The organism is Salinispora tropica CNB-440 (assembly GCF_000016425.1).
Taxonomy (GTDB): Bacteria; Actinomycetota; Actinomycetes; order Mycobacteriales; family Micromonosporaceae; genus Micromonospora; species Micromonospora tropica.
Window position 1 is genome coordinate 149,449 of the sequence record NC_009380.1, and the last position, 20,393, is coordinate 169,841.

A 20,393-nucleotide genomic window follows, 5' to 3' on the forward strand; every position below is an offset into this window, starting at 1 on the left:
GCGTAACCCTACGCACGAGTAGGTATGCTCGCAAGGGTGTCCAGTACCCCCACCTTCCGGCGTCTGCCCCGAGCCGTCCGGGAGCAACAGATGCTCGATGCCGCGGTCAAGGTCTTCTCCCGGCGGGGCTACCACGGGGCCAGCATGGACGAGATCGCCGACGACGCCGGCATCTCTAAGCCGATGGTGTACGCGTACCTGGGCACCAAGGAGGAGCTCTTCGTCGCCTGCCTGCACCGCGAGGGCAACCGGATGACGCAGGCCGTTACCAGCGCCGTCGCCCCCGACCTGTCGGCCGACGAGCGGCTCTGGCGGAGTCTGCGGGCCTTCCTCGGCTTCGTCGGCGCGCACCGCGACGGCTGGGCGGTGCTCTACCGGCAGGCCCGCGGCGAGCAGCCCTTCGCCGGAGAGATCGCCGCGATGCGGCGACGGATCGTCGAGGTCGTCACCGAGCTGCTCGACCACACCCTGCGTGCCGAGGGACGCGAGGCGGCCGAGGTCGAGCTGGAGGTCGCCGCGTACGCCCTGGTCGGCGCGACCGAGTCGGTCGCCGACTGGCTGGTCGACCACCCAGAGGCAGACCCGGAGCAGACCGCCACGCGGATGATGAACGTCGCCTGGGTCGGCGCCGCGCAACTGCTCGCCGGGACCAGCTGGCGCCCTCCCATCCGGCGGGGCGAGGCCCCCTCCTGACGCGCCTTCCGGGCCCTGCGTCACCGACGGGCAGCGGCCCGGCGACGCGAGCGCTGGCGTAGCCGCCGCGCCAACTCGAGCAGGCCGGTCACCCCGAGCGACAGAGCCAGGCCGGCGAGCACGCCACGCAGCGGGTCCTGCTGGAACGCCAGCCCGCCGAAGTAGCCCAGCAGCACGCTGTACAACGCCCAGCTCGCCGCGCCGATCGCGTCAAAGAGCAGGAACGATCGCAGTGGATAGCGCACCGCCCCCATCGTCAGGGTTACCGCCGTCCGCCCGCCGGGGACGTAGCGGGCGGTGGTGAGGACCAGCCCACCCCGGCGGTGCAACGCCCGTCGGGCCCACTCCGAACTGGCTCTCCGCCGGCTCTCCGCCGGAAACCTGGCGAGCCGCCGCGCGCCACCGCCCCGTCCGATCACGTACGCGGCGTGGTCGCCAGCCATCGCGCCGAGGGTGGCGGCGGCCCAGATTCCTGCCAGCTGCGGCGTGTCACCGCCGACGAGTACCGCCGCGGTGATCACCGCTGTCTCGGCCGGCACCATGGGCAAGACCGCGTCGACCGCGGTGAGCGCGAACAGCAGGAGATACACCAGGGGTGAGGTGATCAACTGCCGCAGCAGGTCGAGCGCGGACTCCATCTCCTCATGCTCGGGGTGTCGGTATGGAAAGGGGGCTCTTCCGCTACAAAAGGCAGGAGAAGGACGCCTTACCGCTCCCGGAACGTGCCGACGAGGTGAGGGCGGTCCCGCGTGTCGTGCAGCGCGAAGTCGCCCGCCGAGGTGCTGCCGAAGGCGACGGTGCCGGGCAGCGGCACCGGCAGCTTGAACGCCACGTCGACGGTGTACGCGTCCGGCAGCCGCGGCTCCAGCGCAGCCAGGCAGCGGGCCTTGCTCCACATGCCGTGCGCGATCGGGCGCCGGAAGCCGAAGAGCCGCGCGCCGAGCCGGGAGGTGTGGATCGGGTTGTGGTCACCGGAGACCTGGGCGTACGCGGTCCCGACCTGGCGCTCGAGGCGCCAGCGTGCCCAGGCGTGCGGCGCCGGGGGCGGGTCACCCCGGTTCGCTCGTTCGCCACCGCCGGGCGTCTGCTCCCGGCCCAGGTAGGTGGAGACGCCGCGCCAGACCTCCTCCCCGCCGACTCTGCCCACCAGCACCACGTCGATCTGCCGGCCCCGGTCGTGCGGGCGCAGGTTTGTCGCGTACGCGACGAAGTCGAGCGTCTCGGCGGCGTCGATCGGGCGGTGGACGGTGATCCGGTTGCCGACGTGGACCACGCCGGCGAGTGGGATCGGGAAGTCCGGCGCGGTCATCAGGCGCAGCGCCAGCGGGAAACCCATCACGTGCGGGAACGTCGCAGGCAGCCGGTCGGTGAGCCGGAACCCGCAGACCCGGTCGTAGGCGGCGAGACGCCCCCGGTCGATGGGGACTCCGTCCACCCCCAGCTCGACCGTCGGGGGCTGCTCGGCCCGCCGCGACCCACTCCCGGGCAGCGCGCCGAGTAGCGCACGGCGGTAGAGCGCGCCGACCGTCGGCAGCACCGCCAGCTGGACCCGGGACCGACTGACCTGCCCGGCGTCGGATGGCTCCTGCGGACCTGCCATCACGCCCCCAGCAGGCTCTGGCCGCAGACCCGGACCACGTTGCCGCTGACCGCGCCGGTGGCCGGCCAGGCCAGCCAGCTGATCGTCTCGGCGACATCCACCGGCAGGCCACCCTGGGCGAGGCTGTTCATCCGCCGGCCGGCCTCGCGCAGCACCAGCGGGATCCGGGCGGTCAGCCGGGTCTCGATGAATCCGGGCGCGACCGCGTTGATGCTGATGCCGCGTTCGGTCAACACCGGGGCGAGCGACTCGACCAGACCGATCACGCCGGCCTTGCTGGTGGCGTAGTTGGTCTGTCCTCGGTTGCCGGCGATCCCGGCGATCGAGGAGACCGAGACGATCCGGCCCCCGGTCGGGATCAACTCGCGTTCCAGCAGGAGGTCGTTGATCCGCTCCTGGCTCGAGAGGTTGACATCGATCACCTGGTCCCACCGGTCAACATCCATCCGACCGAGCGTCCGGTCCCGGGTGATGCCCGCGTTGTGAACCACCACGTCAACCCGGCCGTGTCGGGCGGACAGGTGATCGGCCAGCCGGGCCGGGGCGTCCGGGGCGGTGAGGTCGAGCTGCACGGCGGTGGCGCCGATGTCGTTGGCCACCGTGGCCAACTCGTCACCGGCGGCCGGAACATCCAGGGCGACCACCTGGGCGCCGTCTCGGGCCAGGACCCGGGCCAGCGCCGCGCCGATTCCCCGCGCCGCACCGGTGACCAGCACCACCTGGCCGTCCAGCGGGCGATCCCAGTCCGTCGGGAGCGCGGCCTGCCCGGCACCGATCTGGATCACCTGGCCGGAGACGTACGCGGAGCGCCCGGAGAGCAGGAACCGGAGGGTGGCCTCGAGGCTGGTCGCGGTGCCCGGATTGTCGGCGTCGGTCACGTGGACCAGCTGGGCGGTGACACCCCGGCCGAACTCCTTGCCGATGCTGCGGGTCAAGCCTTCAAGAGCCCGCTGCGCGGTGGCCTGCCGGGGCGTGGAGCACTCGGTGGGCGGGGTGCCGAGTACGATCACCCGACCGCTGGGCAGCACCGAGCGGGCGTGCGGGTGGAGGCAGTCGTAGAGCTGGCGCAGCGCGGTCGAGTCGGTGATGCCGGTGGCGTCGTAGACGAAGGCGCCGAGCCGGGTCCCGGGGGTGACATCGGTCGCGTCCCGGAGTTCGACTCCGGCGGCGGTCAGGAGTTTGCCGATGCCGCCGGCGAGTCGGCCACCGGGGGCGGCACCGAGCAGAACGGGTCCGGGGATGAGGGGGTCGCCGCTCCGGTATCGGCGGAGTTGGGGTGGGTCGGGCAGCCCGAGGCGCTTGACCAGCCCCCGGCCGACCCCCGATTGGACGAAGCTCGCGTACCTGTCGGTCATAGGCGTAGCCTACTGGCGAGTAGGTTGAGGGCAACCCCAGAGGAGGCGGGAACGTGCAGAACATCCGGCGGGTCGCAGTCATCGGCGGCAACCGCATCCCCTTCGCCCGCTCCAACTCGCGGTACGCCGAGGCGTCCAACGCGGACCTGCTCGGCGCGGCTCTCGACGGGCTGGTCGCCCGGTACGGCCTGGCCGGCCAGCGGGTCGGCGAGGTGGTGGCGGGCGCCGTGCTGAAGCACTCCCGGGACTTCAACCTGACCCGCGAGGTGGTACTCGGCTCGAAGCTCGACCCGCACACCCCCGCCTACGACATCCAGCAGGCCTGCGGCACCGGCCTGGAGGCCGCCATCCTGGTCGCCAACAAGATCGCGCTGGGACAGCTCGAGGTCGGTATCGCCGGTGGCGTCGACACCACCTCGGACGCGCCGCTCGCCGTGAACGAGCAGATGCGGCGCACGCTGCTCAAACTGAACAGCGCCCGGACCCTCGGGGAGCGGCTGCGGACCGCGACCCGGCTGCGTCCCTCGCACCCGTTCCGGCCGGAGCTTCCCCGTAACGCCGAGCCCCGCACCGGCCTGTCCATGGGTGAGCACGCCGCCCGTACCGCCCTGACCTGGCAGGTCGACCGGCAGGCGCAGGACGAGTTGGCGTTGCGGTCGCACCACCGGCTGGCCGCCGCGTACGAGCGGGGGTTCTTCGACGACCTGATGACGCCGTACCTCGGGCTGACCCGGGACCAGAACCTGCGGCCCGACACCAGCCTGGAGAAGCTCGGCGGCCTCCGTCCGGTCTTCGGAACGAAGGGCCCGGACGCCGAGCAGGCGACCATGACCGCCGGCAACTCGTCGCCACTGACCGACGGCGCGTCGACCGTGCTGCTCGCCAGTGAGGAGTGGGCACGGGCGCACAACCTGCCGGTGCAGGCGTGGTTCACCTGGTCACAGACCGCTGCCGTCGACTTCGTACCCGGCGAGGAGGGGCTACTGATGGCTCCCGCGTACGCGGTGCCCCAGCTGCTGGCCCGCGCCGGGCTCACCCTTCAGGACTTCGACTACTACGAGATCCACGAGGCGTTCGCCGCGCAGGTGCTGGCCACCCTGGCCGCCTGGGAGTCGCCGGAGTTCTGCCAGGACCGGCTCGGGCTGGACGCCCCGCTCGGAGCGATCGACCCGGAGCGGATCAACGTCAACGGGTCGTCGCTGGCCGCCGGGCACCCGTTCGCCGCGACCGGCGGCCGGATCGTGGCGACCCTGGCCAAGCTCCTCGACGAGCGGGGCGGCGGCCGAGGGCTCATCTCGATCTGCGCCGCGGGCGGGCAGGGCGTAACGGCCATCCTGGAACGCTGACCGAGGCGCCAACCGGGCAGCCCACGGCGTTAGGCCAGTCGCAGCCAGCCCAGGAACCGTTCGTACAACTCCTCGGGTGGAAGGTGACGCAGGTCGGGTACCGCTGCCGTCATCTGTGTGCTCAGGTAGATGCCGAGCGCTGCGGGGTTGCCCGCGTACCGGTCGAGTAGGCGTCGCCGACGGTCCGGGCAGGGCCACGCCGCCCCGCAGCCGGCGCAGTCCCATCCCGGTCGGACCGGTATGTGCGTGACCGGGATGGGTACCGGCTGCGTCTGGATGGCGTCCAAGCGGGCCAGGACCCGTCGCTGGCGTGGCGGGCTTCCGAGTTGAACGCCACGCATGTGGATCCAGAGCCCGTCCGTGCGCCGTACCCGACGTCCCACCTCGACGATGCGCAGGGTCAGGGTGCCCAGGCCATAGCAGTAGTGTTGTTCAGCAAGCTGCACCACGCTACCCACGCCGAAGGGCAGGCCGGCGGTCACGAGATGACCCCGAGGCGGAGGAGCCAGGCGAAGGTGAGCAGCGGCGCCCGACGCCACCGCGTTGACCCCGTCGCCGGAACCGCCCCGGTGGAGCCGAACCAGCCCCGCCACCCGGCCCGCCGTTCGCATCTCGATTCGGCGCGCAGCACCGGCCGCCCCAGGTCGACCAAGCGGTTTGCCGCTGCATTGGCCGGCCCGCACGGACCAGGCGCCAGGCAGATCGTGCAGCAGCCGTTCTCCGGTTCGGCTATGTGGTTGGTCAGGATCTCGTGCGCTGCCTCAGCCTCCGCCTCTTCACGAGACCAACTGGTTGCTGATCGGTAGATGCCCATGCTCCGCTCCTGTCGGTTTGGGTGGGTGCACGGTGAACCGACTGCCGCGCCCGCACGGCAGTCGGAGTTGTTGCAGGGGCCCTCTGCGTCCGTCCCCCCGGCAAAGTTGCTGTGCCCCGTCAGCGGCCTGCCGGATACATTACTGCTATTCGAATAAGGCAGCAAGGTATCCTGATGCGTGAGCAGGCATAGATGGATACGCTGACGCAACAAGGAACCGCGGGGAGGTAGCGATGGGCGGATCTGACTGGCTCAGCGTCTCGATGCCCTATGTCCAACCGGACGCGACTCATGCTGGAGACGTGTGGGCCGCCGACGCTGCGGGGCAGGGCCGAAGCGGGACGCAGCGAATACTCGCGGTCGGTGAGGTGGTGGCGGCCGCTGAGGTGGCTGCGGCGCTACGAGTGGCACCGGGAGACCCGGTGACCGTCCGAAGGCGGTTGATGCTGCTGGACGACGAGCCGGTGGAACTAACGGACTCGTATTATCCGGTCGCCATCGCCCGCGGTACCGCTCTCGCCGAACAGCGGAAGATCCGCGGTGGGGCCGTCCGACTGCTCGCCGAGGTGGGCTATCGTCCCAGACGGGTGCGAGAGGATGTCTACACGCGCCTGCCGGAGCCAGCTGAGCGGCGCCTGCTTGGCCTGGCCGATCATGAGTGGGCGCTGGGCCTCACCCGGGTGTTGAGCACGCAGGACGACGTTCCGGTCGAGGTCAGCGTCATGACAATGGTGCCGTGGGGGCGGCGCCTCCGGTACGAGCTGGCGATCGACTGACGGAGCGGAGCAGCGGACATGGCGAGTGGATCCGACAGCCGTCCCCGTCATGAGCAGGTCGCGGCCGACCTTCGGTCCCGCATCATGTCCGGCGAGTTGCCGCCGGGGTCAGCGCTGCCGTCGATCCCGACGCTCGTGCGGCAGTACTCCGCGGCCACCGCGACAGTCCAGCGTGCCCTCGGTGCGCTGAAGGCGGAGGGCTCTGTTTACAGCGAGGTGGGAAAGGGCGTCTACGTCCGACCGAGGCGACCGCTGGTGGTGGAGGCGTCGGCTTACCTCGCTCCCACCTCCGACGGGTACGCCTACCGGCTCCGCTCGGTGGCAGAGGTGGTGCCGCCCGCCGAGGTGGCGCGGGAACTGGAGATAGGTGCGGACGAACGAGCGGTTCTGCGGCATCGGCTGCTCGTGTGTGGTGATGAGCCGGTTGAGCTGTCCTGGTCGTACTATCCGGCGGCCATCGCCAGTGGCACGGAGCTCGCCGAGCGGCGCAAGATCCCGGGTGGTGCTCCGCGGGCTCTGGCAGATCTTGGCTACCCGCAGCGGCATACGCGGGACCGGGTTTGCGCGCGGATGCCCACGACGGAGGAGGTCGAAGCGCTCGACCTGCCGCCGTACGTACCGGTGCTCCGCCAGCTACGGGTGATCCGATCGGTCGACGCCAGACCGGTCGAGGTGTCGATCCTCGTCAAGGGCAGCCACCGGCACGAGCTGCACTACGACCAGCGGGGGTAGCCCGGGGCCCGGGTTCCGGACCGCATCGCCCGGAAACCGGTCGGTTGCGCGCCGGAGTTTCGGTAGTCTCCTGGCCGTGTCCAGCATCGAGCTCCGACGAGTCCTCCTCGACCGCCTGAGCTGACCCCTTCGTGTCCGGCGGATCGATCCGCCGGACACCCTGGTCGTCGATCTGCTCCCCGAGATTGGCGTACCTTTCATGGATCTTGAGACGTTGCTGGCGGACCGGCTGGCACCGGCGTTCTCGGCGGTGGCCGGCGAACGGGTCGATCCGGCCGTGCGGCGGTCGCAGCACGCGGACTACCAATGCGACGCCGCCCTCTCCCTGGCTCGCCGGCTTGGCCGCCGGCCACGGGACATCGCTGCCGAGGTGCTGGGCCAGGTGGAGTTGGCGGACCTCTGCTCGGCGGTGACGGTGTCCGGTCCCGGTTTCATCAACCTGACGGTCGCCGACTCGGCACTCGGCACGCTGCTGTCGACCGCGGCCGCCGACACCCGGCTCGGGATCGCGCGCAGCGCCGCCACGGATACGGTTGTGGTCGACTACTCGGCGCCGAACGTGGCCAAGGAGATGCACGTCGGGCATTTGCGGTCGACCGTGATCGGTGACGCCGCCGTACGGCTGCTCGAATGGCGCGGGCATCAGGTGATCAAGGCCAACCACCTGGGCGACTGGGGCACCCCCTTCGGGATGCTCATCGAGCACCTGCTCGACCTGGGTGAGTCGGAGGCCGCCGACGAGTTGTCCGTCGGGGACCTGGACTCGTTCTACAAGGCGGCCCGGGCCACGTTCGACACCGACGACGGGTTCCGGGAGCGGGCCCGGCGGCGGGTGGTCGCCCTGCAACGTGGGGACGAGCTGACGCTGCGGTTGTGGCGGCAGCTCGTCGCCGAGTCGGAGAAGTACTTCCTCACCGTCTACGACCAGCTCGGTGTCCTCCTGACCGAGCAGGACTTCTGCGGGGAGAGTTACTACAACGACCGGCTCGCCCCGGTGACCGACGAGCTGGATCGGCTCGGCCTGCTGCGGGAGAGCGGCGACGCCGCCTGCGTCTTCCCGGCCGGCTTCGCCGGCCGCGACGGGCAGCCGCTACCGATCATTGTGCGGAAGCGGGACGGCGGCTACGGCTACGGCGCCACCGACCTCGCGGCGATCCGCCACCGCACCCAGTGCCTTGGCGCGACCCGGTTGCTCTACGTCGTCGGTCTGCCGCAGCGTCAGCACTTCGAGCTGGTGTACGCGGTCGCGCGGCAGGCCGGCTGGTTGAGGTCACCGGCGCGGGCCGAGCACCTCGGCTTCGGCTCGATCCTCGGCTCGGACGGCAAGATGCTGCGCAGCCGGACCGGTGACTCGATCAAACTTGTCGGGCTGCTCGACGAGGCCGTGACCCGGGCCGCCGAGTTGGCCCGGCAGAAGAACCCCGACCTCTCCGCGACGGAGGTCGCTGACGTCGCCCGCGCGGTCGGTATCGGTGCCATCAAGTACGCCGACCTGTCCACCGACCGGAACAAGGACTACGTCTTCGACTGGCAGCGGATGCTCTCCCTCGACGGCAACACCGCCCCGTACCTGCAGTACGCCCATGCCCGGATCCGGTCCATCTTCCGTCGGGCCGAGATCGAGCAGTTCATTCCCGCCCCGATCACGATCCGGCACCAGGCCGAACACGCCCTCGCCCTCGAACTGGCGGGTTTCGGAGCCGTGGTGGCCAACGTCGAGCAGACCCTGCAGTTCCACCGGCTCGCCGGCTACCTGCACACCCTCGCCACCACCTTCAGCGGCTTCTACGAAGCCTGCCCGGTCCTGCGGGCTGAGGACGCGGTGCGGGACAGCCGGCTCGCCCTCTGCGACCTCACCGCCCGGGTCCTCCGGCAGGGCCTGTACCTCCTCGGCATCGCCACCCCCGACCGGATGTAGCGACCGGGCGCGCCGGCCGCGCGCCGGATCGCGTGGCCGGCGGCGGCCCGGCCGGGGACGTTGCGCCCGGGTACCGGAGAATAGGGCCGTGACGACGATCCCGAACGTGCTCGCCAACCGGTACGCCTCCCCCGAGCTGGTCACCCTCTGGTCCCCGGAGGAGAAGATTCGGATGGAGCGGCGGCTCTGGCTGGCCGTGCTCATCGCGCAGCGGGATCTCGGCGTGGACGTGCCGGACGGGGTGGTCGAGGCGTACCAGCGGGTGCTCGACCAGGTCGACCTGGCCTCGATCGCGCAGCGGGAGCGGGTCACCCGACACGACGTGAAGGCGCGGATCGAGGAGTTCAGCGCGCTCGCCGGGCACGAGCACGTGCACAAGGGCATGACCTCCCGGGACCTGACCGAGAATGTCGAGCAGCTTCAGGTGCGGGCGTCCCTGGAGCTGATCCGGGACCGTGTGGTCGCCACCCTGGCCCGGCTGTCCCAGCTCGCCGTCGAGCACTCCGGCCTGGTGCTGACCGGGCGTTCGCACAACGTGGCGGCGCAGGCCACCACGCTGGGCAAGCGTTTCGCCTCGGCGGCGGAGGAGCTGCTGATCGCGTACGAGCGGCTGGACGACCTGATCGGGCGGTATCCGCTGCGGGGGATCAAGGGCCCGGTCGGCACCGCCGCGGACCAGCTCGACCTGCTCGACGGGGACGCCGGCAAGGTCGCCGAGCTGGAGCGCCGGGTGGCGGAGCACCTCGGGTTCGGCCGGGTGTTGGACAGCGTCGGGCAGGTCTACCCGCGGTCGCTCGACTTCGACGTGCTCTCGGCGTTGGCCCAGGTGGCGGCCGGGCCGTCGTCGTTGGCCACCACGATCCGGCTGATGGTCGGCCAGGAGCTGGCCACCGAGGGCTTCCAGCCGGGCCAGGTCGGCTCCAGCGCGATGCCGCACAAGATGAACACCCGATCGTCAGAGCGGGTGAACGGTTTCGCGGTGATCATCCGTGGTTACCTGTCGATGGTCGGCGAACTCGCCGGCGACCAGTGGAACGAGGGGGATGTCTCCTGCTCGGTGGTGCGCCGGGTGGCGTTGCCGGATGCCTTCTTCGCCGCCGACGGGCTGTTCCAGACGTTCCTCACCGTGCTGGACGAGTTCGGCGCGTACCCGGCCGTGGTCAACCGGGAGTTGGAGCGGTTCCTGCCGTTCCTGGCCACCACCAAGATCCTGGTCGCGGCGGTACGGCGGGGCGTCGGGCGGGAGGTCGCCCACGAAGTGATCAAGGAGCACGCGGTCGCGGTCGCGCTGGCGATGCGGGAGAAGGGCGCCACCGAGAACGATCTCTTCGACCGGCTCGCCGCCGACGACCGGCTGACGTTGACCCGTGCCGACATCGCGGACCTGGTGGCTGACCGCACGGCCTTCGTCGGCGCTGCCCCCGCCCAGGTCCACGCCGTGGTGGAGCGAGTCGCGGAGGTTCTCGACCGCCATCCCGCCGCCGCCACGTACGCCCCGCCGCCGATCCTCTGATCACCGTGTTGCGCGGCTCGCCCCGGGCCACCGGCGTCGTCGCTGATCCTTGCGGGTCGGGTCGGGTCGCGGTGGGTCAGACCTCGGGGGTGGGGGTCTCGGCCGCACTACGCAGGTCGGGCGCGGTGGCCGGCTCGCCGATGCCGCTGGGCTCGGGCGCGATCCTTGGCTCGTTTGCGGTCTCCGCGGCGACCAGGGGTTGGTCGGGGGGCATGACGTCGGGTACTCGGGGTACCACGATCACGGCCGTGCCGTAGGCGCAGATCTCCATCCACATCTCGCCGCAGTCCCGGCTGTCGAACCGCATTCCGATCACCGCGTTCGCGCCGAGCCGGCGGGCCTCCTCGCCGAGGCGGGCCACCGAGTCCGCACGCCAGCGGGTGAGGTTGTCCGGCGCCATCGGGTCGTACGCGCCGCCACGGAGGTTCTTCACGCCCTCGCGGTACGGGTTACGGGTCCTGGCCATCGAGGAGACCACCTCGCCGAGGATCTGGCGGACCTCATAACCGGGTAGTTGATCCGTCGTCACGACCAGCACGGTTCCGATGCTGTCAGCCGACGCTGGGGCCGAACGTGGGCCTTGTTCACCTGATCGGATGGTGAAAAACAGCGCGGCGCGGACGGTCGGCACGTGGCCGGCCATCCGCGCCGCGGCGGCGTTAACCGTCAGACACCGGAAATCGAGGTGATCCAGGAGCGGTTGTACGCGACACTGCCGTAGATCTGGAGGTTGACGCCGTTGGCGAGGGAGGCGACGCCGACCTGACGGCCGTTGTAGAACTGTGGTCCGCCCGAGTCACCCCGCCAGGCGTTGCCGTTGATCCGGTTGGTCTGGATCGCCTGTCCGCCGTACGCGTCGCTGGCGTTGTTGCTGGTAACCCGGACGTTTGCGGTCTTCAGCTGGCTGGACGCCGAGCAGCCGCTGTAGCAGGTCATCCCCCAGCCGTAGATCGAGTTGGTCGACCCGATCGGCGGGTTGCTGTTGGCCAGCGTCACGTAGCTGGTGTTGACCGAGCTGCTCAGCCGCATCAGAGCCAGGTCGTACCGGCCGTAGGCGGCGGTGACGGAGCGGGTGGTGCCGCCGGAGGAGCGGTAGACCGAGCCGACCCGGACCGACATCGACCCGCCGACGCAGTGTCGGGCGGTGAGCACCCACTCCGGGGCGATGATCGTGCCGGAGCAGGTGAACGAGCCGTTGCTGAATACGGCGGCGGCCCACGGCGCGGATGAGACGTAGCCGCCGCCGATGATCAGGGGGGTGGGGCCGGGGTTGGCGACGGCGCCTGAGCTGGCGCCGAGCACGCCGGCGACCGCGGTGGCGAGGACCGCGACCAGGGATCGGATGCGCATGAGGGCTCCTTCGGAGGTGGGTGCCTGGGTGGCCGGGTTTCGCCTGCCCGCTGGTGGGCGGGGCAGGCCAGCGGTAGAACTGTATTGATGTATGGCGATTTATGGTAGGGCCCCTGGGAGGCGGTTCGCAAGGATTTACATTGACGGAAATCCATGCTGTATTGGTTGGTATCGCCGAGCGGTAGGTCCGCCAACCATGAGGTGGGTGGCAACGAAACCGCATCGGGAACGCAACAGAAATGCATCGGTCCTGGTGTCCCGCCTTAACTGCGACGGAGATCGCCCAAACCATGTGCGGCCGGTGCGGCCGGCGCGGTATCTGCCAGGTAGGCTGGCTGCGCTCGCCCCTAGTGGGTCGGCACCCAACTGCGTACACAGTCAGGAGTGCCCAGTGCCTCGCGTCGTCGTCGACGTCATGCTTAAACCCGAGATCCTCGATCCGCAGGGACAGGCCGTCGCTAACGCGCTGCCCCGGCTCGGCGTCACCGACGTCGCCTCGGTCCGGATCGGCCGACGGATCGAGATCGAGTTCACCGGGGAGCCAGATCTGAACCGAACTCGGGAGATCGCCGACAAGCTGCTCGCCAACCCGGTCATCGAGGATTTCACCATCCGTCTGGCCGAGGACGGCGAGACCGTGGACGCCCAACCGTGACCGCCCGAGTAGGCGTGGTCACGTTCCCCGGTTCACTCGACGACGGGGACGCAGCACGGGCCGTCCGGCTCGCCGGCGCCGAGCCGGTCCGCCTCTGGCACGCAGACCCGCAGCTACACGGGGTGGACGCCGTTGTCCTGCCCGGCGGCTTCTCGTACGGCGACTATCTGCGCTGCGGCGCCATCGCCCGGTTCGCCGCGGTGATGGCGCCGATCGTGGACGCCGCCCGAGCGGGTCTGCCGGTGCTCGGCATCTGCAACGGCTTCCAGATCCTCTGCGAAGCCCACCTGCTGCCCGGTGCGCTGACCAGAAACCAGCACCTGCACTTCCGCAACCGGGACCAGGTCCTGCGCATCGAGTCGGCCGGCACCGCCTGGACCAACGCGTTCCAGCCCGGCCAGGAGGTGCTGATTCCAGTCAAGAACGGCGAGGGCTGCTACGTCGCGGACGCCGCGACGCTGGACCAGCTCGAAGCCGAGGGCCGGGTGGTCGCCCGCTACGTGGGCAACCCAAACGGGTCCCAGCGAGACATCGCCGCGATCACCAACTCCGCCGGAAACGTCGTCGGCATCATGCCCCACCCGGAGCACGCGGTGGAGGAGCTCACCGGCCCCTCCCTGGACGGCCTCGGCTTCTTCACCTCGGCGCTCAAGCACCTGGTGGGGACCGCGGCGTGACCACAGGCGGCATCATCGGTCGGCTCACCCGCCCGACGGGCGGTCCGGTGCGTAACAAGGAGAGGTCATGACCACCCAGGACCCGGTCCGGGACACCTCAGACGCCGCAGCAGCCGGACCGACGGCCGCGCCTGACCGAGGCGCTGCCGTCACCGGCTGGGCCGGGGGCGTGGACACCGTCCCCCACGCCGGCGAGAGCCCGGACGAGCTTCAGCCCTACGTCGATCTCGGTCTCCGGGACGACGAGTACCAGCGGATCCGGCAGCTGCTCGGCCGTCGGCCCACCCAGGCCGAGCTGGCCATGTACTCGATCATGTGGAGCGAGCACTGCTCCTACAAGTCGAGCAAGGTTCACCTGAGGCAGTTCGGGGAGAAGGCCCCGTCCAGCGACCGACTGCTCGCCGGCATCGGTGAGAACGCGGGCGTGGTCCGGGTCTCCGACGAACTCGCGGTGACCTTCAAGGTCGAGTCGCACAACCACCCGAGCTTCGTCGAGCCCTACCAGGGCGCGGCGACCGGCGTCGGCGGTATCGTCCGGGACATCCTCGCCATGGGCGCGCGCCCGGTCGCGGTGATGGACCCGTTGCGCTTCGGCGCGGCCGACCACCCCGACACCGCTCGCGTGCTACCCGGCGTGGTCGCCGGGGTCGGCGGCTACGGCAACCGCCTCGGCCTGCCGAACATCGGCGGCGAGGTCGTCTTTGACCCCTGCTACCAGGGCAACCCGCTGGTCAACGCCCTCTGCGTCGGGGTGTTGCCGATCGACCGACTCCAGAACAAGGCCGCCGCCGGCGACGGGAACGTCGTGGTGTTGATGGGCGCCAAGACCGGCCGGGACGGCATCGGCGGCGTGTCGGTGCTGGCCAGCGCCACCTTCGACGAGAGCAGCGAGCAGCGTCGTCCCTCGGTTCAGGTGGGCGACCCGTTCATCGAGAAGCTGCTCATCGAGGCCTGCCTGGAGCTCTACGACGAGCAGCTCGTCGTCGGTATCCAGGACCTCGGCGGCGCCGGGCTGACGTGTGCCCTCGCCGAGACCGCCGCCGCCGCGGGTACCGGCATGCGGGTCTGGCTCGAGCGGGTACCGCTGCGGGAACCCTCGATGGAGCCGCACGAGATCCTCGCCAGCGAGTCCCAGGAGCGGATGCTGCTGGTCGTCGAGCCGGAGAAGCTGGAGGCGGTGCTCAAGACCGCCGAGAAGTGGGGCGTGATCGCCACCGCGATCGGCGAGGTCACCCCACGGGCAGCGGACGGGCAGCCGGGCCGCCTGGTCGTCACCTGGCGAGACCATCTGGTCGTTGACGTCCCACCGGGTTCGCTGGCTGACGACGGTCCGGTGTACAACCGGCCGATGCGGGAGCCGGCCGACCTGATCCTGCTCCAGGCCGACCGGGCGGAGACCCTGCCCCGGCCGAGTGACCCGGAGGCCCTACGGGAGACGGTCCTGCGGATGATCGCCTCGCCGAACCTCGCGGACAAGACCTGGGTCACCGAGCAGTACGACCGGTACGTGCTGGGCAACACCGTGCTCGCCCAGCCCGAGGACTCGGGCGTGATCCGGATCGACGAGCGCAGTGGTGTCGGCATCGCGCTCTCCGTCGACGGCAACGGCCGCTACGCCCGCCTCGACCCGTACCACGGTGCCAAGCTCGCGCTGGCCGAGGCGTACCGGAACGTGGCCGTGACCGGTGCCAAGCCGATCGCCGTCACCGACTGTCTCAACTTCGGCTCCCCGGAGGACCCGGGCGTGATGTGGCAGTTCGCCGAGGCCGTCCGGGGCATCGCCGACGGCTGTAGCGAGCTGGATATCCCGGTTACCGGGGGTAACGTCAGCTTCTACAACCAGACCGGCGCGGCAGCCATCCATCCGACCCCGGTGGTGGGCGTCCTTGGCGTGCTGGACGACGTGGCCGACCGGGTCCCGATGGGCTTTGTCCCGCGTGACGGCGGTCATGACCAGATCTACCTGCTGGGTGAGACGCACGTGGAGTTGTCCGGCTCGGAGTGGGCGTGGGCCACCCACGAACACCTCGGCGGCGTACCTCCCCGGGTGGACCTTGACCGCGAGCGGGCGATCGCCGACCTGATGGCGGTGGCGGCCCGGGGCGGGCACCTCAGCTCCGCGCACGACCTCTCCGACGGCGGTCTCGCGCAGGGCCTGGTCGAGTCCTGCCTGCGTCAGGGCGTCGGCGCCCGGGTGACCCTGCCGGAGCAGTTCACCGGCGGCTCGATGCCGTTCGTCTTCCTGTTCAGCGAGTCCGCTGGCCGGGTGTTGGTCTCGGTGCCGCGGGGGCACGAGAAGGCGTTCACCGCGCTGGCCGCCGAGCACGGCGTGCCGTGCGAGCTGATCGGTGTCACCGACCCGGCCGCTGGTGCGCTGGAGGTGCACGGGCAGTTCCGCCTCAGTCTGGCGGAGCTGCGCGCGGCGCACAGCGCTACCCTGCCCCGCCTCTTCGGCGGAGCGGAACTCGCCACCTCGCCGGTCGACACGGCGACGCCGGCCAGCTCCGAGCCACAGCCTGGGGGACCGAGCGAACAGGCGTGACCACCGCCGCACCGGCCCCGCCCGGTTCCGGCACCCGATCCTGGTGAGGGCAATCCGGCCCGGCTGATCTCAGCCGGGCCGGATGTCGTTGCCAGGAATGTCAAGACCCCCAGAACAGACGGTTGAGGGCCACCCGGCTTCGGGTGGCCCTCAACCGTCCGTCGTCAGTCGTCCAGCCAGTCCAGCCGGCGACCGCCCCGGTCCGGCGGGGGAGCGTCGGACCGAGCCCGATCGGTCTGTGTCGGGTCCCCGTAGCCGCCCTGGCCATACCCACGGTCGTCATAGCCGCCGTATTGGGCGGGTGTGTCCTGGCTGTAGCCGGCCTGTTGGTCGTAGCCGCCGCGTTGGGTTGGCAGCTCCTGGCCGTAGCCGGCTTGTTGGCCGTAGCCGGCGTATTGGGCGGGTGTGTCCTGGCCGTAGCCGGCCTGTTGGTTGTAGCCGCCGTGCTGGTCGTAGCCGCCGTATTGGGCGGGTGTGTCCTGGCTGTAGCCGGCTTGTTGGCCGTAGCCGCCGTATTGGGCGGGTGTGTCCTGGCCGTAGCCGGCCTGTTGGTTGTAGCCGCCGTGCTGGTCGTAGCCGCCGTACTGTGCGGGCGTGTCCTGGCTGTAGCCGGCCTGTTGGTTGTAGCCGCCGCGCTGGTCGTAGCCGTGGCCGTCGTAGCCGCCTTGTTGGTCGTAGCCACTGGTCGGCTCAGCACCGCGTCCGTATGCGGGCTCGGCCTGGCCGTAGCCGGCGTCCTGCTGGTACCTCCCGGTGGGGTACGGGTCGGCCGGGGCCGGGTACTGCGTGGCGTCGGCCTGGTAGCGGCCGGTCATCTCGTCGTACCGCTCCTCGTGGCCGTACGGCCCGCCAGAACTGGGAGGGTAGCCGGTCCCAGCCGGGGAGGACGTGCCGTAGTCACTGCCGCCGTAGCCGCCACCGGAGGCGGGGGGCGTGGCGCCGTAGCCGCTGTCGGTCCAGCTGGACTGGCCGGCGGACGCGCCATAGGGCTGCGGCGGAGCGCCGTAGGGGTCCGGTGGGACATCGTCGACCACCGGGCTGTGCATCATCGTGGGAGCGTCGGCGAGGGAAGGGTCCCCGCCGACCATCGTCGGTGCCGCCGCGGTCGGGTTCACGATCCGCGTCTGATCGTCGGCGCCGCCGTAGCCGCCGCGGGCAACCGGGACGGCACCTGTGGCCGCGCCGGAAGGGTTGACGCCCGCCTCGTCTTCGTCGTCGTTTTCCTTGCGGCGTAGCCACAGCAACACCATGGTGCCGACGCCGGCTGCCACGAGAAGGCCACCGAGCAGGATGATCAGCAGTGAACCGGTGCCGCCGGACCCCTCGTCGCTGGCCTCCGCCACGGGGACATCCACGGCGGCTTCGATCGGCTCCTCGGTCTCTTCATCCACTCCAACGGTCGGTGCCGCATCGATGCTCGTCGACGGACTGGGGCTCGCGGTCGGCTCTTCTTGGATCCTGAGTGAGATCCGCTGGCCGGAGACGCTCTGCCCGGCGGAGGCATTCAGCGTCTTGGTGGCGGTGCTGCCGTCCATGCTCGCGCCGATGTCGAGTCGGCCGGGGGTGATCGGGTTCTGGGTGCTACCGGTGAACCGGAAGTTCCCACCGTTGTCGGTGATGGTGTCGAACTTGTTGTTCCTGGAGTCCCTGAGGACGACCAAGGCTCCCGGTACCGCGCTGCCGGTGCTCTGATTGACCACCTCGCCGGAGACCGACTTCACCGTCTGGGCCTGGCTGGGCTGCGGCTCTGGCTCCGGCTTGGCCACCAGGGTGACCCTGGTAGTGCGACTCTTCTCGCCGTCGGAGTCGACTGCGGTGACCGTGATCGTGGCCTGTCCGTTGGTCGTGTCGCTGGCCAGCTGGAAGCTGGCCTGGAAGTCCTGACTCTGGTTGACGCCGCTGCGGCTGCAACCGTCGACGCAGGTGAGCTTTCCGTTGCTGGACGTCACCGTCACGTCGGCGGGCTTGTCGTCCGAGATCTCGATCGAGTAGCTGACCGTTGTGGTCCCGCCCGCCTCGATCCGGCTCGGTGAGGCCGAGACATTGTTGACCCCGAGGGCGGCGGAGGCCGGGGTGGCGGGGACGGTGAGCAGGGCACCAACCAGCAACGCCACGACCACACCGGCCCGCTGCTTCCAGGCACGTCGGTGTGTTGACACGTCCACCGCCTTCCACTGGAATCCCACGTGGCCGGCGGTCGCCGGGCCAGGGATCATCACGGTACGAATACGCCGTGGGCTACTATGCCTTGTCCAGTCGGATCGGCGCGACCCAGGGCCGGTGTGAGAGCATCCGCGCGCGCGCCGTATCGTCCCGCTGTGACCCCTTCGTACGCTAGAACCGCTGCAGTCGTGGCGGCGCTGTCGGCGTTCGATGAAGGGCGTATCCCCGATCGTCCGGTACTCCGGGCGGCGGTCCGTGCCCTGTTGACCGTGCTCGCGGAGCGGGTACCCGGTCGATCGGTGGAGGTGCGGGTGCCACCCTACGGCGCAGTGCAGTGTGTCTCGGGCCCCCGGCACACCCGTGGTACCCCGGCGAACGTGGTCGAGACGGACCCGGAGACCTGGCTGCGGGTCGCCACGGGACGTGTCTCCTGGGTGGAAGCGGTCGCCACGGGTCGCGTACGGGTCAGTGGGGTCCGCGCAGACCTGGCTCCGTACCTGCCGCTTTAGCAGGTGACAGAGGTTGAACGTTACAGGATGCAGTGATTTCGTGACTTTCTGTGTAGGTGAGGGTTCGCGTACACTGTCAGCGACGACAAGCGGTCCCGGCCGAGGAGCGGATCTCATGATTCGCCTGGCCAGTCCAGCAAGAGGGAGCGGCAGGTGCCCCGAGGCGATGGCCGGTTGAGCCACGACCTTGACCCCCAGCGTCCCGGCCCCCAGGACGCCTGTGGCGTCTTTGGTGTCTGGGCGCCCGGCGAGGAGGTCGCCAATCTGACCTACTTTGGGCTGTACGCGTTGCAGCACCGGGGGCAGGAGGCGGCTGGCATTGCCGTCAGTGACGGCACGGGCGTGGTGGTCTACAAAGACCTTGGCCTGGTAGCCCAGGTCTTCGACGAGCCGACCCTGGCCAGCCTGCGCGGGCACGTGGCGATCGGCCACGCGCGTTACTCGACCACTGGTGGCTCCACCTGGGAGAACGCCCAGCCGACCATCCGATCCACCGCCTCCGGCACGACGATCGCTCTGGCCCACAACGGCAACCTGGTCAACTCGGCCGAGCTGTACCGGGAGGCCGGCGAGCGGGCGTTGGCCGGTGACGGGGCCACCAGCGACACCTCGCTGGTGACCATGCTGTTGGCCAGCCGACCCGACCTGTCGGTGGAGGCCGCCGCGCTGGAGGTGTTGCCGCAGCTACAGGGAGCGTTCAGCTTCGTCTTCATGGACGAGTCGACGCTCTACGCGGCCCGCGATCAGTACGGGGTCCGTCCGCTGGTGTTGGGCCGGTTGGAGCGCGGTTGGGTCGTGGCCAGCGAGACGGCCGCGCTCGACATCGTCGGTGCCAGCGTGGTCCGGGAGGTCGAGCCGGGCGAGTTGATCGCGATCGACGAGGACGGGCTCCGCTCTGCCCGCTTTGCCGCACCGGAGCCGAAGGGCTGCCTCTTCGAGTACGTCTACGTCGCCCGTCCGGACGCCACTATCGCCGGCCGGAACGTGCACGCGGCACGCGTGCAGATCGGCCGTCAGCTCGCTCGGGAGCATGAGGTAGAGGCCGATCTGGTGATCCCCGTGCCTGAGTCGGGCACCCCCGCCGCGATCGGCTACGCGGCAGAGTCCGGCATTACCTTCGGGGCCGGGTTGATGAAGAATCCGTACGTCGGGCGGACCTTCATCCAGCCGTCGCAGACGCTGCGGCAGCTCGGTATTCGACTCAAGCTCAACCCGCTGCGCGAGAACGTACGGGGTAAGAGGCTGGTCGTCGTGGACGACTCCATCGTCCGCGGCAACACCCAGCGGGCCATTGTGCGAATGCTCCGCGAGGCCGGTGCGCTGGAGGTGCACGTCCGGATCTCTTCGCCGCCGGTTGCCTGGCCATGCTTCTACGGCATCGACTTCGCGACCCGCGCCGAGCTGCTCGCCAACGGCCTGGACAACGAGGGCGTCCGGCGGTCGATCGGCGCCGACACGCTCGGCTACGTGTCGCTCAGCGGTCTGATCGCGGCCACCGAGCAACCGAAGAGCCGGCTCTGCCGTGCGTGCTTCGACGGCGAGTATCCGATCGAACTGCCCGCTGACAGCCTGATCGGTAAGCACGTGCTGGAGGGGGTCGGTCGGCGGGTCACCGCCGAGTCCTCCGAACCGCACGCCATTCCGTTCGTCGCCGCCCACAGCGGTTACGACGCGTTCAGCTCGGCGCGGGTGCCGCGCCCCGACCCGGAAGAGCCGACCACCCACATCCGGTAGCACCATCCGGGTACGG

At 70.3% G+C, this 20,393-nt stretch carries 19 protein-coding genes; 11 read left to right on the forward strand and 8 right to left on the reverse strand.

Features of this window, described 5'->3' with window-relative positions; genetic code table 11:
• The first annotated feature begins 36 nt into the window (after positions 1–36).
• Positions 37–693: a TetR/AcrR family transcriptional regulator gene (locus tag STROP_RS00690; protein WP_011904060.1), complete on the forward strand. Its 657-nt coding sequence runs from the start codon at positions 37–39 to the stop codon at positions 691–693.
• A 20-nt stretch (positions 694–713) separates the two neighbouring features.
• Here the strand turns inward: STROP_RS00690 and STROP_RS00695 are convergent, their stop codons facing one another.
• The 3 genes from STROP_RS00695 to STROP_RS00705 all read right to left on the reverse strand — a co-directional run bounded on the left by STROP_RS00695 (position 714) and on the right by STROP_RS00705 (position 3,648).
• Positions 714–1,331, reverse strand: coding sequence for a DedA family protein (locus STROP_RS00695; RefSeq protein ID WP_011904061.1), 618 nt, complete (start codon positions 1,329–1,331; stop codon positions 714–716).
• 68 nt (positions 1,332–1,399) lie between these two features.
• Entirely contained in the window at positions 1,400–2,293 is an 894-nt protein-coding gene (locus STROP_RS00700) for a MaoC/PaaZ C-terminal domain-containing protein (protein WP_011904062.1), read from the reverse strand.
• Positions 2,293–3,648: a 3-oxoacyl-ACP reductase gene (locus tag STROP_RS00705; RefSeq protein ID WP_011904063.1), complete on the reverse strand. Its 1,356-nt coding sequence runs from the start codon at positions 3,646–3,648 to the stop codon at positions 2,293–2,295. The genes STROP_RS00700 and STROP_RS00705 overlap by 1 nt, the downstream gene beginning before the upstream one ends.
• Before the next feature lie 53 nt (positions 3,649–3,701).
• Between STROP_RS00705 and STROP_RS00710 the strand changes: the two genes are divergently transcribed.
• A complete protein-coding gene (locus tag STROP_RS00710; protein ID WP_011904064.1) occupies positions 3,702–4,994 on the forward strand; it encodes an acetyl-CoA C-acetyltransferase in 1,293 nt (430 codons plus the stop codon).
• A 29-nt stretch (positions 4,995–5,023) separates the two neighbouring features.
• Here STROP_RS00710 and STROP_RS00715 read toward each other — a convergent pair whose 3' ends face one another.
• Complete coding sequence (locus tag STROP_RS00715; RefSeq protein ID WP_026274687.1) at positions 5,024–5,476, reverse strand: hypothetical protein; 453 nt, start codon at positions 5,474–5,476, stop codon at positions 5,024–5,026.
• A complete protein-coding gene (locus tag STROP_RS24970) occupies positions 5,473–5,808 on the reverse strand; it encodes a hypothetical protein (protein ID WP_026274686.1) in 336 nt (111 codons plus the stop codon). The genes STROP_RS00715 and STROP_RS24970 overlap by 4 nt, the downstream gene beginning before the upstream one ends.
• Before the next feature lie 233 nt (positions 5,809–6,041).
• On the opposite strand from STROP_RS24970, the gene STROP_RS00720 reads away from it, so the two are divergent.
• The 4 genes from STROP_RS00720 (at position 6,042) to purB (ending at position 10,747) form a co-directional block, all read left to right on the forward strand.
• On the forward strand, positions 6,042–6,584 hold the full coding sequence (locus STROP_RS00720; protein WP_011904066.1) for a UTRA domain-containing protein: 543 nt from the start codon (positions 6,042–6,044) through the stop codon (positions 6,582–6,584).
• A gap of 18 nt (positions 6,585–6,602) precedes the next feature.
• Positions 6,603–7,316: a GntR family transcriptional regulator gene (locus tag STROP_RS00725; protein WP_011904067.1), complete on the forward strand. Its 714-nt coding sequence runs from the start codon at positions 6,603–6,605 to the stop codon at positions 7,314–7,316.
• Positions 7,317–7,515: 199 nt separating this feature from the next.
• Positions 7,516–9,234, forward strand: a complete 1,719-nt coding sequence (gene argS, locus STROP_RS00730; protein ID WP_011904068.1) for an arginine--tRNA ligase — start codon at positions 7,516–7,518, stop codon at positions 9,232–9,234.
• Positions 9,235–9,322: 88 nt separating this feature from the next.
• Positions 9,323–10,747, forward strand: coding sequence for an adenylosuccinate lyase (purB, locus tag STROP_RS00735; protein WP_011904069.1), 1,425 nt, complete (start codon positions 9,323–9,325; stop codon positions 10,745–10,747).
• A gap of 76 nt (positions 10,748–10,823) precedes the next feature.
• Here purB and STROP_RS00740 read toward each other — a convergent pair whose 3' ends face one another.
• Both STROP_RS00740 and STROP_RS00745 read right to left on the reverse strand, forming a co-directional pair.
• Complete coding sequence (locus STROP_RS00740) at positions 10,824–11,390, reverse strand: YbjQ family protein (RefSeq protein WP_011904070.1); 567 nt, start codon at positions 11,388–11,390, stop codon at positions 10,824–10,826.
• A gap of 23 nt (positions 11,391–11,413) precedes the next feature.
• Positions 11,414–12,097, reverse strand: coding sequence for a S1 family peptidase (locus STROP_RS00745; protein WP_011904071.1), 684 nt, complete (start codon positions 12,095–12,097; stop codon positions 11,414–11,416).
• A 391-nt stretch (positions 12,098–12,488) separates the two neighbouring features.
• On the opposite strand from STROP_RS00745, the gene purS reads away from it, so the two are divergent.
• From purS to purL, 3 genes are all read left to right on the forward strand, one after another.
• Positions 12,489–12,752 carry a phosphoribosylformylglycinamidine synthase subunit PurS gene (purS, locus tag STROP_RS00750; RefSeq protein ID WP_018829531.1) on the forward strand — a complete coding sequence of 88 codons (264 nt, stop codon included), beginning with the start codon at positions 12,489–12,491 and terminating at the stop codon, positions 12,750–12,752.
• Complete coding sequence (gene purQ, locus STROP_RS00755) at positions 12,749–13,429, forward strand: phosphoribosylformylglycinamidine synthase subunit PurQ (RefSeq protein ID WP_011904073.1); 681 nt, start codon at positions 12,749–12,751, stop codon at positions 13,427–13,429. The genes purS and purQ overlap by 4 nt, the downstream gene beginning before the upstream one ends.
• A gap of 67 nt (positions 13,430–13,496) precedes the next feature.
• Complete coding sequence (purL, locus tag STROP_RS00760) at positions 13,497–15,971, forward strand: phosphoribosylformylglycinamidine synthase subunit PurL (protein WP_011904074.1); 2,475 nt, start codon at positions 13,497–13,499, stop codon at positions 15,969–15,971.
• Positions 15,972–16,135: 164 nt separating this feature from the next.
• Here the strand turns inward: purL and STROP_RS00765 are convergent, their stop codons facing one another.
• Complete coding sequence (locus STROP_RS00765; protein ID WP_043535545.1) at positions 16,136–18,157, reverse strand: carboxypeptidase-like regulatory domain-containing protein; 2,022 nt, start codon at positions 18,155–18,157, stop codon at positions 16,136–16,138.
• Between the two features lie 132 nt (positions 18,158–18,289).
• Between STROP_RS00765 and STROP_RS00770 the strand changes: the two genes are divergently transcribed.
• Together STROP_RS00770 and purF are read left to right on the forward strand one after the other, a co-directional pair.
• Complete coding sequence (locus STROP_RS00770) at positions 18,290–18,643, forward strand: sterol carrier family protein (RefSeq protein ID WP_026274684.1); 354 nt, start codon at positions 18,290–18,292, stop codon at positions 18,641–18,643.
• Between the two features lie 153 nt (positions 18,644–18,796).
• Positions 18,797–20,377, forward strand: a complete 1,581-nt coding sequence (gene purF, locus STROP_RS00775; RefSeq protein WP_011904076.1) for an amidophosphoribosyltransferase — start codon at positions 18,797–18,799, stop codon at positions 20,375–20,377.
• Positions 20,378–20,393: the final 16 nt, after the last annotated feature.

Coding starts and splice junctions, on each gene's coding strand:
- STROP_RS00695 (WP_011904061.1), bottom strand. CDS start 1,331: ATGGAGTCCGCGCTCGACCTGCTGCGGCAGTTGATCACCTCACCCCTG.
- STROP_RS00700 (WP_011904062.1), bottom strand. CDS start 2,293: ATGGCAGGTCCGCAGGAGCCATCCGACGCCGGGCAGGTCAGTCGGTCC.
- STROP_RS00705 (WP_011904063.1), bottom strand. CDS start 3,648: ATGACCGACAGGTACGCGAGCTTCGTCCAATCGGGGGTCGGCCGGGGG.
- STROP_RS24970 (WP_026274686.1), bottom strand. CDS start 5,808: ATGGGCATCTACCGATCAGCAACCAGTTGGTCTCGTGAAGAGGCGGAG.
- STROP_RS00720 (WP_011904066.1), top strand. CDS start 6,042: ATGGGCGGATCTGACTGGCTCAGCGTCTCGATGCCCTATGTCCAACCG.
- STROP_RS00725 (WP_011904067.1), top strand. CDS start 6,603: ATGGCGAGTGGATCCGACAGCCGTCCCCGTCATGAGCAGGTCGCGGCC.
- argS (WP_011904068.1), top strand. CDS start 7,516: ATGGATCTTGAGACGTTGCTGGCGGACCGGCTGGCACCGGCGTTCTCG.
- STROP_RS00740 (WP_011904070.1), bottom strand. CDS start 11,390: ATGGCCGGCCACGTGCCGACCGTCCGCGCCGCGCTGTTTTTCACCATC.
- STROP_RS00745 (WP_011904071.1), bottom strand. CDS start 12,097: ATGCGCATCCGATCCCTGGTCGCGGTCCTCGCCACCGCGGTCGCCGGC.
- purL (WP_011904074.1), top strand. CDS start 13,497: ATGACCACCCAGGACCCGGTCCGGGACACCTCAGACGCCGCAGCAGCC.